Below are 13,339 nucleotides of genomic sequence, written 5' to 3' on the forward strand. Positions count from 1 at the left end.
TCAGTCCACTCCGGCCAGCTGTTTAGCCTGGCCGAAGACGTCGTCCAACATCCCTGGTGTCAACCGCCCGGTGAAGGTGTTCTGCTGACTGACGTGGTAGCAGCCGAGCAAGTCCGGAGCGTTCGTGCCGGACCAGTGTGCCCCATGACCGAACGCCGGTCGCGGGCTGGGCGGGCGCTGCCCGTACACCGCACGGAGCACCGGCCACCACGCGGCCCAGGCGAACGCGCCCAGCGCGACCACGACCCGCAGCGTGGGCCGGATCAGCGTGACCTCGCGGTGCAGCCAGGGTGCGCAGGTGTCCCGTTCCACTGGGGTCGGCTTGTTGTCCGGAGGCGCACACCGGACGGCCGAGAAGATCCGCAGGTCACGCACTGTGAGCCCGTCGTCGGCGGCGACGCTGGTGGGCTGGTTGGCCAGCCCGGCCCGGTGCAGCGCCGCGAACAGCACGTCACCCGACCGGTCACCGGTGAAGATCCGGCCGGTGCGGTTGCCACCGTGCGCGGCGGGCGCCAGCCCGAGGATGGCGATCCGGGCGTCACCGGTGCCGAGGCCCGGCACCGGCCGACCCCAGTACTCCTCGTCGCGGAAGGCGGCCCGGCGGGTGCGGGCGACCTCCTCCCGCCACTGGACCAGCCGGGGGCAGGCGAAACAGTCGCTCACCGCCGCGTCGAGGTCGGCCAGGTCGGTCGCCCGCGCTGCGCGGGCGACCACCTGTGCGGGGGTACGCGCCTCAGCCAAGCTTGGCCCGGAAGAGTTCCAGGGTGCGGGCCCAGGCGCTGGCGGCGGCGCGCTGGTCGAACGCCTCCGGCCGGTCGTCGTTGAAGAAGGCGTGCGACGTGCCCGGGTAGTCGTAGAGGTGGCAGTCGCCGCCGGCCTCCTCGATGGCCCGCCGGGCGGTCTGTACGCCGTCGTCGGCCGAGGTGCCGTCCTCTTCGGAGCAGTGGATGACCGCTGCCTTGCCGGCGTAGTCGGCCCAGTCGGGGCGCATCGACTCCCAGGGCAGCACGGGATAGAAGCCGGCGGTCGCGACGATCCGCTCGGAGATGGTGGCCGACCAGAGGGCCAGGCTGCCACCGGCGCAGAAGCCCACGGCACCGACCTTACCGGTGACCTCGGGCCGCCCGGCGAGATAGTCGGCCGCTCCGGCGATGTCCTTCGCCGCCTCGTCCATCCGCATCGCCAGCAGGAGCCGCTGCGCCTCGTCCGGCTCGCTGGTCGTCTCACCGTGGTAGAAGTCCGGGGCGAGGGCGACGAAACCGGCCTCGGCGAACCGGTCCGCCACCGACCGGATGTGCGGGACCAGGCCCCACCATTCCTGAATGACGATGACGGCGGGGCTGGCCGTGCCGCTGGCGGGTATCGCGAGATACCCCTCGCTCGTGCCCCCGTTGCTGCGGTAGCTCACCATTTCGCCCATGGGCCGTCCTCCTAGCGGTCAGTCATCGTTGGCTGGTCGCCCAGTGGTCCTACGTGCCGGTAGCCTGCCACGCCGCGCGGCCGTCGGGAAGACGCCGGAACAGTGGCATTCACCTCCTGTTCGCCCCCCGGTGACTCCGGGTACGCCGACGGCGGCGGGGTCTGCTCCCGCCGCCGTCTTTGCCGAGCTACCGCTGTGGTCAGACCTTCTTGGTCAGGCAGAGCACGTAGCCCGTCTTGCCCGGCTCGATGCTGGAGAAGATGTACCCCTCCTCGCCTTCCTTGAAGAACTGGGTGCAGGTCGTGTCGGCCTTGGCCTGCGCCTCGCTCTGGCCGTCCACCCGACCGACCACGCTGTACGCCGCGTCGGTGGAGGTGCACTCGACGACCTTGGCGCCGTCGACCTCCTCCTGCTCGGTGCCGGTGACCTCGGGCAGCTCGGCGATGCAGTCACCGGTCTTGGCGGCTGCGGTCTCGTCCTTGTTGAAGTAGTTGCCGATCGCCGAGGCGACGCCGAACTTCAGGCCGGCGATGACGACGACGACGAGGATCGCACCGACGATGCCGATGGCCTTCTTCGCACCGGACTTCTCCGCCTTCGGTTCGGCCGCCGGCTGCGTCTCGGTAGCCGGCTGCGTCTCGGTGGCCGACTGCGGCTCGGTGGCCGGCTGCGGCTGCTGCGCGGCAGGCTGCGGCGCGGCCGCTTGCGGCGTCTCGACGGCCGGCTCAGGGGTTGCGGCGTCGGGCGCGGGGGGCGGTGCGACCTGCTCTGGCACGGGGGTTCCTTCCGAGGGGTTGATGAGCAGACGACACCGTAACGATCATTGATTTCCGGTGCCGTCCCGCTCGCCTCGTCCGTTCAGCTATTTCCCAGCTTCATCAGCATGATCCAGTTCACACGACGGTTCAGCCCGTCGGGGTGGGGGTTGGGGTGTCGCTCGGCGTCACGGTCGGGCCCGCCGAGGGCTCGCCGGGCGTTCCACTCGGCGTCGGTGTGCCGGTCGGCCCCGACGTCGGTGCGGCGGTCGACTCCGGCGTCGGCGTGCTGATCGCGGCCGGCGCCGACGGCGGGGACACGCCCGGGCCCCGGGGCCCGAAGGGCGCCCGGCCCACGCAGTACGGGTAGGGCCGCAGCAGCGGGTTGCCGTACTCGTCGACGCGGCCTTCACAGTCCGGGTAGCCGAGCCGGATCGGATTGCCGTTCTGATCGAAGAGTCGGGCGTTCTCCACCAGCCGGCCCTCGCTGTCGTAGACAAAGACGTCCCGGACCTGGTCGTACGGGCCGTTGACCGACGTCGGATCGATGCCGTAGTCGCCGTACCGCATCCGGTCCTCCGCCTGGATCAGCGCGGCGAACGCGAAGACCACCAGCACCACGCTGCCGACCTGCACCGCCGAACGCGGCCAGCGGGTCAACCGCCCGGAGCTGCGGCCGATCCAGATGGAGGCGAGCACGAAGCCGACGAGCATGATCATGCCGGCGAGCAACTCGCCGCCGAACCTCGGCAGCAGCCCGAAGCTGCCGCCGGTGCTGATCACCGTGATCAGCATCGCCGCCAGGTAGCCCCGGAGCACCCACCAGCCGGGGCGCAGCAGTTGGAGGAAGTCGCTTGCCGTCTCGTACCCCAGGGGTGGGCCGAGACGGGTGTCCATGGTGCGCAGCCGGCCACGGACCCGGGCCACCGCGCTCGCCACCCGCTGGTCGAGGTTGCGCCCGCTGCCCGGTGCGGCGCCGGCCGCGGCGCGCAGCTCGGCGGCGTACGTCTCGGGCTCGCCCAACCGCTCGACCAGGGTGCCCTCGGCCTCGGCGGCGACCTCGGTGAGGTGGTCGGCGAGATCCTCGGTCAACTCGTCGCGTTGCCCGGGCGGCAGGTCGGCCAGAGCGGCCCGGACCCGCGCCACATAGTCGGTGATCTCCTGCTCCGCGACGGTCATGCCGCCATCCCCCGATCGTCGAGCAGACTGTCCATTGTGGTGGCGAACGAGCGCCAGAGCTTGCCGGAGCGGGTCAGCTGGTCACGCCCCGCGGCGTTGAGTGAGTAGTACTTGCGGTGCGGCCCGGATTCGCTCGGCACGACGTAGGTGGTGAGCAGGCCGGCGGCGAAGAGGCGGCGCAGCGTCCCGTAGACCGAGGCGTCACCGACCTCCTCCAGGCCGGCCTCGCGCAGCCGGCGCAGGATGTCGTAACCGTAACCGTCCTCCTCTCGGAGCACGGCCAGGACGGCCAGATCAAGCACGCCCTTCAACAACTGTGTGGTGTCCACGCATTGCACACTAGTGCGTAATGCGAAGTAGCGTCAACGAATCGGCCGCAACACGCCGAGCCGCGCACGGCGTGCGGGTGGTGATCGACGGCGCGCGGTGGCTTACTGGATGCTCCAGGCGATGCCGTCGAGGATGTCGTGCTCCGAGGCGACCACCGACGGCATTCCGGCCCGCTCCATGATCACGCGAAGCACCAGCGCGCCGGCGCCGATCACGTCGGCGCGGCCCGGATGCATCACCGGGTTCGCCAACCGCTGCGCACGGGTCTGACCCAGCAGCTCCGCTGTCACCCGGGCGACCTCCTCGTACGACACCCGGGCGTGATGGATGCGCTCCGGGTCGTACTCCCGCAGGCCCCGCGCGAGCGCGACCACTGTGGTGACCGACCCGGCGAGGCCGACCAGGGTGGCCGCCTCGCGACCGGGCACCACGGCGAGCGCCCGGTCCACCACCGCAGCGATGTCGGCCTGCGCAGCCGCGACCTGCTCGGGCGTCGGCGGGTCACCGGGCAGGTGCCGCTCGGTCATCCGGACGCAGCCGATGTCCACCGAGATCGCCGACCGCACCCCGGCGGCCCGGTCACCGACCACGAACTCGGTGGAACCACCACCGATGTCGACGACCAGGAACGGCTCCTTCGCGTCGGCAGGCAGCCCGCGCACCGCGCCGGTGAACGACAGCCGGGCCTCCTCGTCGCCGCTGACCACCTCGGGCGCGACACCGAGGGTGGCCCGCACCATCTCGGTGAAGTCGGCGGCGTTGGCGGCATCGCGGGAGGCCGAGGTGGCACACATCCGCACCCGCTGCGCGCCCAGCTTCTCGATGTCGGCGGCGTACGACGCCAACGCCACCCTGGTCCGCTCGATCGCCTCCGGCGCCAGTCGGCCGGTGCGGTCCACGCCCTGCCCCAACCGGACGATCTCCATCCGCCGGGTCAGGTCGACCAGCGGCGCCTGCGACCCGGCCGAGGCGTCGGGCAGGTCGGCGACCAGCAGTCGGATCGAGTTGGTCCCGCAGTCGATGGCCGCCACACGCGTCGTCACGGCAGCAACCTTACGGCAGGACGGGCGGCCACCCGGCGGCTTGGTTGGCCGTGGGCCACGACTCGCCCAGGTCGCCCGGCGGGCCCCGCAACAACGCCACCCCGAGCGAGGTCAGGTGATGTCGCACGGCCCCGCCCTCCCGCTCGCTGGTCACCAGACCGGCGGTCCGCAGCGCGCGGGCATGTTCCGAGGCCGAGGAGAGACTGATCCCGGCCGCCCGGGACAACACGGTGGTGGTCAACCCCCCGTCGGTCGCCAGTCGGCGCAGCACCAGCGCCCGGGTGACGCCGAGCAGCCGACCGAGGGCACCGTCGTCGGCGGGGGCCCCGCGCACGGGCATGACCACCGGGTAGACGAGCAGGATCGGGTAACCCTGCTCGACAAGCACCCGGGGCCGCGGCCCGGCCAACGGGGAGGGCAGCAGAATGATCCCGTGGCCGGTGCCGGGAAGGTCGCCGTCCCACCACGTCCGTACCTCCAGCACCGGCTCCCGCCACCGGATCGCCGGGTGCAGACCGGCGAAGAGGCTGGCCAGGCCGTGCTGCGCCAGCCGCTGGCTGGCAGACGCCACCTGCTGACGGTACGCGGACACCAGCTCGACCCAGTGCGGTTCGAGCACCGCGTCGAACCAGGTCCGCACGGCCCCGCCGAACAGGTCCAGCACCTCCGGGTCGGCCGCCGCGAACCGCCGCCGCAGCGGGCTGGCCGACGTGTCCGAGTACGCCAGGGTGACCTCGGCGCGGACCCGCCGCGCCGGGGTGGCCCGGATCGCCTCAAGCCCGGCCTCCACCGACTCCAGGCCGTCGAAGGGAGTGACGAAGTCCGGCAGACGTCCCCGGTCGGGCAGCAGATGCCGCAGGACCGCGGTGGCAGCCTGGGCGGCAGCCGTGCCCTCGGCCGCCGCCACCCGCTCGGCCAGGGTCGGCGCCATCGCCGCGACAGTGGGATCGCGCAGCCATTGACCAGCCAGCAGCGCGATCCCGACCGGATGCAGCCGATCGGCGAACCGCACCCGGCACAGGTCGGCCGACCCGAGCTGGAGGCGAAGCATGGCAACAGCCTGCCTGCCTTCGCCCAGGACCGAAAGGGTTGCTCCGCGGCTGGATGATCTCCAGTGTGGACCGCGGGGTCGACGAGGGGTGGCCGGCGTGCGGCGAACGGTGGCGGTGTTGACGGGGCTCTGCCTCATGGTCGTTGCGGCAGCTTGTGGTGAGCGGGGGCAACCCTCGTCGGCCCCACCAGCCTCACCGTCCGCGTCGAGCGAACGACCGGCGGCAGGTGACCACCAGCTCACCCTGCACCACAACGGACTCGACCGCACCTACCTGCTGCACGCGCCACCGGGGTACGACCCGGGCAAACCCTCCGCGCTGGTCATCGCGCTGCACTTCTATCCCGGCCTCGGGTCCTCGATGCGGGAGTTGGCGGGCCTGGACGCCAAGGCCGACAAGGACAACGTGCTGGTCGCCTACCCCAACGGGCAGGGGGGCGGCTTCAACGCGCTGATCTGCTGCGGCAGCGAGGACGACGTCGGCTTCCTCAACGCCCTCACCGACCATCTGGTGCAGACCTGGCACGCGGACCCGAACCGGGTGTTCCTCACCGGCATCTCGAACGGCGGCGACATGAGCTTCCGGGCGGCGGTGGAGAGCACTGGCACGTTCGCCGCGATCGGGGTGGTCAGCGGTGGTTACAGCGGAAACTTGACCACCGCCGACAGTTACGTGCCGAAGAGCCCGGTCTCCGTGATCACCTTCATCGGCGGCCAGGACCGCTACGCCTCGACCTTCCAGGCCGGCATGCGGACCTGGCAGCAGCGGCTCAGCTGCCGGCCGAGCCCGAAGGCGTCCGGGGTGCCGGGTGTGACGCACACGGTGGCGGGTTGCGCGGACGGCAGCGAGGTCAGCGTCTACACGATCGCCGACATGGGCCACAGTTGGCCGGGAGCGACAGCGGGCCAACTCGCCGCATCCGACGCGGGGCTGTCCGCCACCGACCTGATGTGGGAGTTCTTCGCCGCCCACCCCCGCACTGCCTGACCTACAGGCGCAGCAGCATCCGGGTGTTGCCCAGCGTGTTCGGCTTGACCCGCTCCAGGTCCAGGAACTCCGCGACACCCTCGTCGTAGGAGCGCAGCAGCTGCTCGTAGACCGGCTGTGGCACCGGAGCGCCATCGATCTCGCGGAAACCGAACGAGCCGAAGAACCGGGTCTCGAAGGTGAGCACGAAGATCCGCGCCACGCCCAACTCCCGGGCCGCGTCGATCAGCTCACCGACCAGCCGGTGACCGATGCGCCGGCCCCGGCAGGACGGGTCCACCGCCACCGTGCGGATCTCGGCCAGGTCCTCCCACATGACGTGCAGCGCGCCGCAGCCCACCACGACGTCGTCCTCGGCCCGGACCGCGACCCGGAACTCCTGCACGTCCTCGAAGAGGGTGACCGTCGCCTTGCTCAGCAGCCGCCGGTCGTCGGTGTAGGTGTCGACGAGCCGTCGGATGCCCCGCACGTCCCCGGTGCGGGCCCGCCGTACGAGGATCTGACTCTCGGGTGCCTCGGACCCGGCCTGCCTGCTCATTCGGCCGCCGGCACGTCCACGCACGGCCCCGCCGACCACCAGGGCTCGACCAGGCCCAACGTCTCGTCGCCGAACGGGTTCACCCCGGGGCCGGCGCCCAGCGCGTGGCCCAGGTGCACGTGCAGGCACTTCACCCGGCCCGGCATCCCACCCGCCGAGATGCCGGCGATCTCCGGCACCTCGCCGATCGCCTCCCGGCGGGCGAGGTAGTCCTCGTGCGCGGCACGGTAGTGGGCGGCCAACTCCGGGTCCGTCGTCAGCCGGTCCGCCATCTCCTTCATCAGCCCCGCCGACTCCAGTCGGCTGCACGCAGCGGTGGCCCGGGGGCAGGTCAGGTAGTAGAGCGTCGGGAACGGGGTGCCGTCGGCGAGGCGGGGGGTCGTCTCCACCACGTCGGGAAGGCCGCACGGGCACCGGTGGGCCACCGCCCGGGTGCCCCGGGGCGCCCGGCCGAGCTGCGCGGCCACCGCGGCCAGGTCGGCCTCGGCGGCCGGCTCGCGCTGCGGCAGGGGAACGGAATCCGCCGCCGGCTCCGACGGTGGTACGACAGTCACGGTGCCCATCTCTCCTGGTGTGCTGGTCGGTGGATCACTGGCCCGGCTGCTGGCTGTCCGCCGCCCGCACGCTCGACCAGAGCGTGTCGTACCAGGTCACCGGCCCGGCTGGCGGGGCCGAACCGGCCGACTTCCCGGCGTCCCGGGCGGCGCCCTCCGGGTCGTGCAGCACCACCATTATCTTCTCGCCGGGCTCGCCCATGAAGAACCGCTCCCGAGCCTGCGTCTTGATGTACTCGTCGTCTTTCCAGTTGGCGGCCTCGGCGGCGAGCTTGGCGATCTCCCGCTCCTGCACCGCCTGGGCCGCCTCCATCCGCTCGATGTCGGCCTGCTGGTCCAGGTAGACCCGAACCGGATAGGTGTAGGCCAGCGCGAGCGCGATCAGGACCGCGAACAGCACTGTGGCCCGGCCGGTGAAGCGACGGGGGTTGGGTGCGGCGAGCCGCTTCACGGCGCCAGCGGCAGCGGTACGCCGAGCGGCGGCGGGACGATTCGCGGAGCGAACGCCTTCGGCGCCCCGGGCAGCACCCGGAGCGCGACCGGCGGCGCGCGGCTCGGCGCGTACGCCGGCCTCCCGGACCGATCCCCGCGTGGCGCGCCCACCGCCCGGCCGACCGGACTGACCCGGCCGGCGGGCGGGACGCTGACCACCCGGTGTGCGGCGCTGCTGCATCGTCACACCCCTCCCCCGAGGCTTCGTGCGTCTCAGGCCGAACGGTAGCGCGGGAACGCGCCAGCGCCGGCGTAGCGCGCCGCGTCGGCCAGCTCCTCCTCGATCCGGAGAAGCTGGTTGTACTTGGCGACACGGTCCGAACGGGCCGGGGCGCCGGTCTTGATCTGGCCGCACCCGGTGGCCACCGCCAGGTCGGCGATGGTGGTGTCCTCGGTCTCGCCCGAGCGGTGGCTCATCATGCACTTGAAGCCGGCCCGGTGGGCCAGGTCCACCGCGTCCAGGGTCTCGGTCAGCGAGCCGATCTGGTTGACCTTGACGAGAACCGCGTTCGCCGCCTTCTCCGCGATGCCGCGGGCGATGCGCTGCGGGTTGGTCACGAACAGGTCGTCACCGACGATCTGCACCCGGTCGCCGATCGAGGCGGTCAACGTCTGCCAGCCGCTCCAGTCGTCCTCGGCCAGCGGGTCCTCGATCGACACGATCGGGTACTCGTCGGCCAGCTTCGTGTAGTAGGTGCTCATCTCCTCGGCGGACTTCGCGGCACCCTCGAACGTGTAGGTGCCGTTGTCGAAGAACTCCGTGGCCGCCACGTCGAGCGCGAACACGATGTCGGTGCCGAGCCGGTAACCGGCCTTCTCGACCGCCTCGGCGATCAGGTCCAGGGCCGCCGCGTTCGTCGGCAGGTTCGGCGCGAAGCCACCCTCGTCGCCGAGCCCGGTGGAGAGCCCCTTCTTCTTCAACACCGACTTCAGCGCGTGGTAGACCTCCGCGCCCGAGCGCAGCGCCTCACGGAAGGTGGGCGCGCCGATCGGCGCGATCATGAACTCCTGGATGTCGACGTTCGAGTCGGCGTGCGCGCCACCGTTGAGGATGTTCATCATCGGCACGGGCAGGAGGTGCGCGTTCGGGCCGCCCAGGTAGCGGAAGAGGCTCAGCTCGGCGCTGCCGGCAGCGGCCTTCGCCACCGCCAGGGAAACCCCGAGGATGGCGTTCGCGCCCAGCTCCGACTTGGTTTCCGTGCCGTCGATGTCGAGCATCTTCTGGTCGATCAGCCGCTGCTCGCTGGCCTCGTACCCGATGATCTGGTCGACGATCTTGTCTTCGACGTTGGAGACCGCCTTCTCCACGCCCTTGCCCTGGTAGCGGTCGGCGTCACCGTCGCGCAGTTCGATCGCCTCGAAGGCGCCGGTGGAGGCGCCGGACGGCACGGCGGCGCGGGCTACCGTGCCGTCGTCCAGACCGACCTCGACCTCGACCGTCGGGTTGCCCCGCGAGTCGAGAATCTCCCGGGCGACGATTCCCTCGATGGTTGCCACTAAGTCGCTCCTCGTTGTTGTGATCCGGTCCGTGGGTGGGCCGCGACGGTGCGGCTGAGGCAGGTGTTGAACGCAGCGTATCGGGCGGCGCGAACGGGCACGGCGTCGCCCGCGCACCCGGGTCACCCCGCATTGACGGACATTCCCGGATTTCCGGGCGTCAACCGGCAACGGGTTTGCGCTGCGCGGACCAGATCCACCAGGCTGGTCGCCATGCCCGCCGCCTCGACCACCCTCCGCATGCTCGCCGTGTCGGTCATCGCGTCGCTCACGGTCACCGGCTGTCAGACATTCGAGGACGCCGGAGTCGCCATGGGCCGCTCGGAACTCGTCAACGACCTCGCCGCCCGGCTCGATCGCGCACTGGAATTGACCTACTCGGCCGACTACCAGTTGCCCGGCGGCCAACGCGCAGCGATCGTGCAGGCACAGAAGCCGGCGCGATCCACGTACACCTATCCGGGCGGGCAGCTCACCGTCACCCCGGAGGCCATCACCCGGTGCACGACGACCGGCGCGCGCCCGCAGTGCACGCTGATCACCCCGCCCACCCCGGGCAGCAAGCCCACGGTGACGCTGTTCGGCGAGGCCAACCAGCAGGGCCTCGTCACGCCGCCGGTGGTGGTCGGGCTGCTCACCGCCGCCGCGCTCGACCCACAGGCGGTGATCAAGCAGAGCGACACCACCGTCGCCGGGCACCACGCCGCCTGCGTCGCGGTTCAGAGCTCGTCGTCCGGCGACTTCACCGCCTGCGTGACCACCGAGGGCGTGCTCGGCAGCTTCACCGGGCCGGTCGACGGCAAGCCGATGGAGCTGGCACTGAGCAACTACTCCGCGACCGTCGACGAGGGCGCGTTCGAACCGCCCGCCGACGCCGCTGTCGTCGACCGCCGCCCCGGCGGCTCGTGACCGACCCGCCCGGCGGGTTCCTCCCCGGGGCCGACCGGAGCCCGCCTCCCGGCCCCGGCGACCTGGCCCTGCCGGTGACCGGCGCGAAGCTGCTGACCGGCGTCGACGGCCACCCCCTCCGGGTCGCCGACCTGCCCGCCGACACCGACTGGGTGCCGCTGGGCACGCTCGACGGAGTGCCCGCCTGGGGCGCCGACCTGACCACCACCGCCGACGACCTTCCCGGCCAGGCGCGCGGCTGGGCGTCACTCGCCGCCGAGGTGCCGGAGCCGCACGCCACGCTCGCCGGCCGAGCGCTGGCGGTGCTGACCTGGCGGCGTACGCACCGGTGGTGCGGCGCCTGCCGAGCGGAGCTGACCGACCGACCCGGCGAGACCGCCCGACAGTGCCCCGACTGCGGCCTGTACGTGCCGATGCAGCTCTCCGCCGCCGTACTGGTCGCGATCACCCGGCCCGGCCTGCCCGGGCACGTTGACGACCTGCTGCTGGTCCAGCACGCCACCGGTCCGACCGGGCTGTGGGCGCTGGTGGCCGGCTTCGTCGAGGCCGGCGAGACGCTTGAGGCGGCGGTACACCGGGAGGTCGGTGAGGAGGTCGGGCTGCCCGTCGACCGGCTGACCTACTTCGGCAGCCAACCGTGGGCGATCTCCGGCCCGGGCGTGCTGCTCGCCGGCTTCACCGCCCGTGCCGCCGACCCGCGGGCCGAACCGGTGGTCGACGGGCGGGAGCTGACCAGGGCTCAGTGGTTCGGCCTGGATGCGCTGCCGGCGCAACTGCCGCCCGCGTACTCCATCTCGCGCTGGCTGATCGACGCGACGGTGACCGCCGGGCGGCGCTGAAACCCGCGCGGCCCGGCGGTCCTCCTCAGAGACCGAGCAGGGTGCGCAGGTGGCGCGGGGGCGGGCAGTCGTGGGCGAGCATCGCGTCGTGCCAGTCGCGGACCGACACCCCGGCCGGGCGGGCGGCGGCGATCTCGGCCATCTCGCTGTACCCGACGAAGTAGGTGGAGAGCTGGGTGGAGGTCAGTTGCGCGCGCCGCCACTTGCCGGCCGCCTCGCCCTCCTCCTGGAAGCCGCGCCCGGTCATCAACGCCATCGCCTCGGCCTCGGGCAGGTCCTCGGCGTGCACCAACTGGTCGAGCAGCGCGTTGATCGTCATCCGTAGTTGCATCTTGAGCCGCTGCAACCGCACCGGCAGACCACCGAAGCCGAGCCCAGTCATCACCTCTTCCGCGTAGACCGCCCAGCCCTCGATGAACGGGCCGGACTCGGCCAACGCGCGGACCCGTGTGCCACCGACGTAGCGGCGGGCGTGGGCGAGCTGGAGGAAGTGCCCCGGCATCGCCTCGTGCACGGTCAGGTTGCGGATCATGTGGTCGTTGTACTCGCGGTAGAACGACTCGACCCGCTGCGCCGGCCAGTCCGACGGGGTGGGCGCAATGCAGTAGAAGGTCGGTAGGACGGCGGTCTCCAACGGGCCGGGCGCGTCGCAGTACGCCACCGCGACCCCCCGGGCGAACTCCGGCATCTCCTGGATCACGCACCGGTCGTCGACCACTGTGACCAGGTCGTGTGCGCGGACGAAGTCGGTCGCCTCGTCCAGTGTCACCCCGGCCAGCTCGACGATCGTCGCGTCGTTCGGGTGCTCGGCGGCGAGCAGGTCCAACGCCCGACGTACTGTCGCGTCGTCGGCCGGACCACCGACCAGCTCGACGGCGGCCTCGCGGATCTCCGCGGTGACCCGGTCCAGGTTGGCCCAGGCGCGACGCTGGATCTCGGCGGCGCCCAGCTCGGTGTCGAGGGTGTGCCACAGCCGGGCCTCCCAGCGGCGTCGGCCCAGTCGCGGGTCACGGCCGGGGCCGGCATCGGCGGCCAGGCCGGTGCGCAGCCAGGCCACGAACTCGTCCAGCGCGGCGATCGCGGCGGTGGCCGCCGGCTCGACCCGGTCGAGGTGGCCCGGTGCCTGGGCGAGCAACGCCGGAAGCTCGTCGCGGATCAGCGCGGCCGTGCCGGTGAACTGCCCCACCGCCGTCTCCGCGTGGATTCGCGGCATGTCCCGCAGCGTCGCGCGGGCGGTGGCGAGGGCGTCCGGTACGGCGGCGAGCCGGCCGGTCAGTTGGGTCAGCCGCACGTCCGCGGGGGCGTACGGGCGGGCCAGCAGCGGGTGCAGCAACGGGCCGGGGTTGTGCCGCAGCGGATCCCACTCGTGCGAGCGGATCTCGGTCAGCTCGAACAGCTCCCGGTCCACGAATGAGCTGAGCAGCGCGTGGTCGACCTGCTCGTCGACGTCGAGCGAGTCCGGGTCCAGTTCGGACAGTGCGTTGGCCGCGTCGGAGAGCATCGCCCGATCGGCGGTCACCCCGTCGGCGGAGAGGTCCGGCAGCCTGTCGTCGAACCGGTGGTCCCCGGCTGCGGTGGCAACCCCCGGCCGCGACTCCAGTAAAGCCTCGACAACCCGCTCAGCCAGCACCCCAAACGCTTCCACCGCACCACCCTACCGACCGCTGTGCGCTCCGCCGCCGGTTTCACCCACCCCGTCGATCATGAAGTTGTTGCCATCCACCTCGGCGTGTCGGAGCAATAA

15 protein-coding genes are annotated in these 13,339 nt (G+C 72.0%); 3 read left to right on the forward strand and 12 right to left on the reverse strand.

Going from position 1 to position 13,339, the window contains the following annotated elements:
* The 7 genes from KBX08_RS23995 to KBX08_RS24025 all read right to left on the reverse strand — a co-directional run bounded on the left by KBX08_RS23995 (position 1) and on the right by KBX08_RS24025 (position 5,778).
* Positions 1–714: a uracil-DNA glycosylase gene (locus tag KBX08_RS23995; protein WP_210785647.1), complete on the reverse strand. Its 714-nt coding sequence runs from the start codon at positions 712–714 to the stop codon at positions 1–3.
* A gap of 19 nt (positions 715–733) precedes the next feature.
* The gene (locus tag KBX08_RS24000) at positions 734–1,420 is read right to left on the reverse strand and encodes a dienelactone hydrolase family protein (protein ID WP_210785648.1); all 687 of its coding nucleotides are present in this window, start codon (positions 1,418–1,420) and stop codon (positions 734–736) included.
* 199 nt (positions 1,421–1,619) lie between these two features.
* Positions 1,620–2,195 carry a hypothetical protein gene (locus KBX08_RS24005; RefSeq protein ID WP_307850631.1) on the reverse strand — a complete coding sequence of 192 codons (576 nt, stop codon included), beginning with the start codon at positions 2,193–2,195 and terminating at the stop codon, positions 1,620–1,622.
* A 130-nt stretch (positions 2,196–2,325) separates the two neighbouring features.
* On the reverse strand, positions 2,326–3,354 hold the full coding sequence (locus KBX08_RS24010) for a hypothetical protein (RefSeq protein WP_210785649.1): 1,029 nt from the start codon (positions 3,352–3,354) through the stop codon (positions 2,326–2,328).
* Positions 3,351–3,683 (reverse strand): PadR family transcriptional regulator, encoded by a 333-nt coding sequence (locus tag KBX08_RS24015; RefSeq protein WP_074316865.1) that lies wholly within the window; start codon positions 3,681–3,683, stop codon positions 3,351–3,353. Before KBX08_RS24015 ends, KBX08_RS24010 begins: the two co-directional genes overlap by 4 nt.
* Before the next feature lie 102 nt (positions 3,684–3,785).
* Positions 3,786–4,715 carry a Ppx/GppA phosphatase family protein gene (locus tag KBX08_RS24020; RefSeq protein WP_210785668.1) on the reverse strand — a complete coding sequence of 310 codons (930 nt, stop codon included), beginning with the start codon at positions 4,713–4,715 and terminating at the stop codon, positions 3,786–3,788.
* 22 nt (positions 4,716–4,737) lie between these two features.
* Positions 4,738–5,778: a helix-turn-helix transcriptional regulator gene (locus KBX08_RS24025; protein ID WP_210785650.1), complete on the reverse strand. Its 1,041-nt coding sequence runs from the start codon at positions 5,776–5,778 to the stop codon at positions 4,738–4,740.
* 97 nt (positions 5,779–5,875) lie between these two features.
* On the opposite strand from KBX08_RS24025, the gene KBX08_RS24030 reads away from it, so the two are divergent.
* The gene (locus KBX08_RS24030) at positions 5,876–6,766 is read left to right on the forward strand and encodes a PHB depolymerase family esterase (protein ID WP_238691018.1); all 891 of its coding nucleotides are present in this window, start codon (positions 5,876–5,878) and stop codon (positions 6,764–6,766) included.
* Position 6,767: 1 nt separating this feature from the next.
* Here the strand turns inward: KBX08_RS24030 and KBX08_RS24035 are convergent, their stop codons facing one another.
* From KBX08_RS24035 to eno, 4 genes are read right to left on the reverse strand one after another with little or no spacing between them, the layout of a single operon-like run.
* A complete protein-coding gene (locus tag KBX08_RS24035) occupies positions 6,768–7,304 on the reverse strand; it encodes an amino-acid N-acetyltransferase (RefSeq protein WP_210785651.1) in 537 nt (178 codons plus the stop codon).
* Complete coding sequence (locus KBX08_RS24040) at positions 7,301–7,858, reverse strand: DUF501 domain-containing protein (protein WP_210785652.1); 558 nt, start codon at positions 7,856–7,858, stop codon at positions 7,301–7,303. Before KBX08_RS24040 ends, KBX08_RS24035 begins: the two co-directional genes overlap by 4 nt.
* Positions 7,859–7,892: 34 nt before the next feature.
* Positions 7,893–8,531, reverse strand: coding sequence for a septum formation initiator family protein (locus KBX08_RS24045; RefSeq protein WP_210785653.1), 639 nt, complete (start codon positions 8,529–8,531; stop codon positions 7,893–7,895).
* Positions 8,532–8,563: 32 nt separating this feature from the next.
* Complete coding sequence (eno, locus tag KBX08_RS24050) at positions 8,564–9,847, reverse strand: phosphopyruvate hydratase (protein ID WP_210785654.1); 1,284 nt, start codon at positions 9,845–9,847, stop codon at positions 8,564–8,566.
* A gap of 213 nt (positions 9,848–10,060) precedes the next feature.
* Between eno and KBX08_RS24055 the strand changes: the two genes are divergently transcribed.
* Together KBX08_RS24055 and nudC are read left to right on the forward strand one after the other, a co-directional pair.
* A complete protein-coding gene (locus KBX08_RS24055) occupies positions 10,061–10,756 on the forward strand; it encodes a hypothetical protein (protein ID WP_210785655.1) in 696 nt (231 codons plus the stop codon).
* Positions 10,753–11,595 carry an NAD(+) diphosphatase gene (nudC, locus tag KBX08_RS24060; RefSeq protein ID WP_210785656.1) on the forward strand — a complete coding sequence of 281 codons (843 nt, stop codon included), beginning with the start codon at positions 10,753–10,755 and terminating at the stop codon, positions 11,593–11,595. Before KBX08_RS24055 ends, nudC begins: the two co-directional genes overlap by 4 nt.
* Positions 11,596–11,620: 25 nt before the next feature.
* Here the strand turns inward: nudC and KBX08_RS24065 are convergent, their stop codons facing one another.
* Positions 11,621–13,240: a DUF885 domain-containing protein gene (locus KBX08_RS24065; protein ID WP_210785657.1), complete on the reverse strand. Its 1,620-nt coding sequence runs from the start codon at positions 13,238–13,240 to the stop codon at positions 11,621–11,623.
* Positions 13,241–13,339: the final 99 nt, after the last annotated feature.

Origin of the sequence: Micromonospora sp. H61, assembly GCF_018070325.1 — a bacterium.
In the GTDB taxonomy this organism is placed as follows: Bacteria; Actinomycetota; Actinomycetes; order Mycobacteriales; family Micromonosporaceae; genus Micromonospora; species Micromonospora salmantinae.

Excerpts from the sequence above, each read along its gene's own strand:
- KBX08_RS24000 (WP_210785648.1), bottom strand. The coding sequence starts at position 1,420 with ATGGGCGAAATGGTGAGCTACCGCAGCAACGGGGGCACGAGCGAGGGG.
- KBX08_RS24010 (WP_210785649.1), bottom strand. The coding sequence starts at position 3,354 with ATGACCGTCGCGGAGCAGGAGATCACCGACTATGTGGCGCGGGTCCGG.
- KBX08_RS24025 (WP_210785650.1), bottom strand. The coding sequence starts at position 5,778 with ATGCTTCGCCTCCAGCTCGGGTCGGCCGACCTGTGCCGGGTGCGGTTC.
- KBX08_RS24035 (WP_210785651.1), bottom strand. The coding sequence starts at position 7,304 with ATGAGCAGGCAGGCCGGGTCCGAGGCACCCGAGAGTCAGATCCTCGTA.
- KBX08_RS24045 (WP_210785653.1), bottom strand. The coding sequence starts at position 8,531 with ATGCAGCAGCGCCGCACACCGGGTGGTCAGCGTCCCGCCCGCCGGCCG.
- KBX08_RS24055 (WP_210785655.1), top strand. The coding sequence starts at position 10,061 with ATGCCCGCCGCCTCGACCACCCTCCGCATGCTCGCCGTGTCGGTCATC.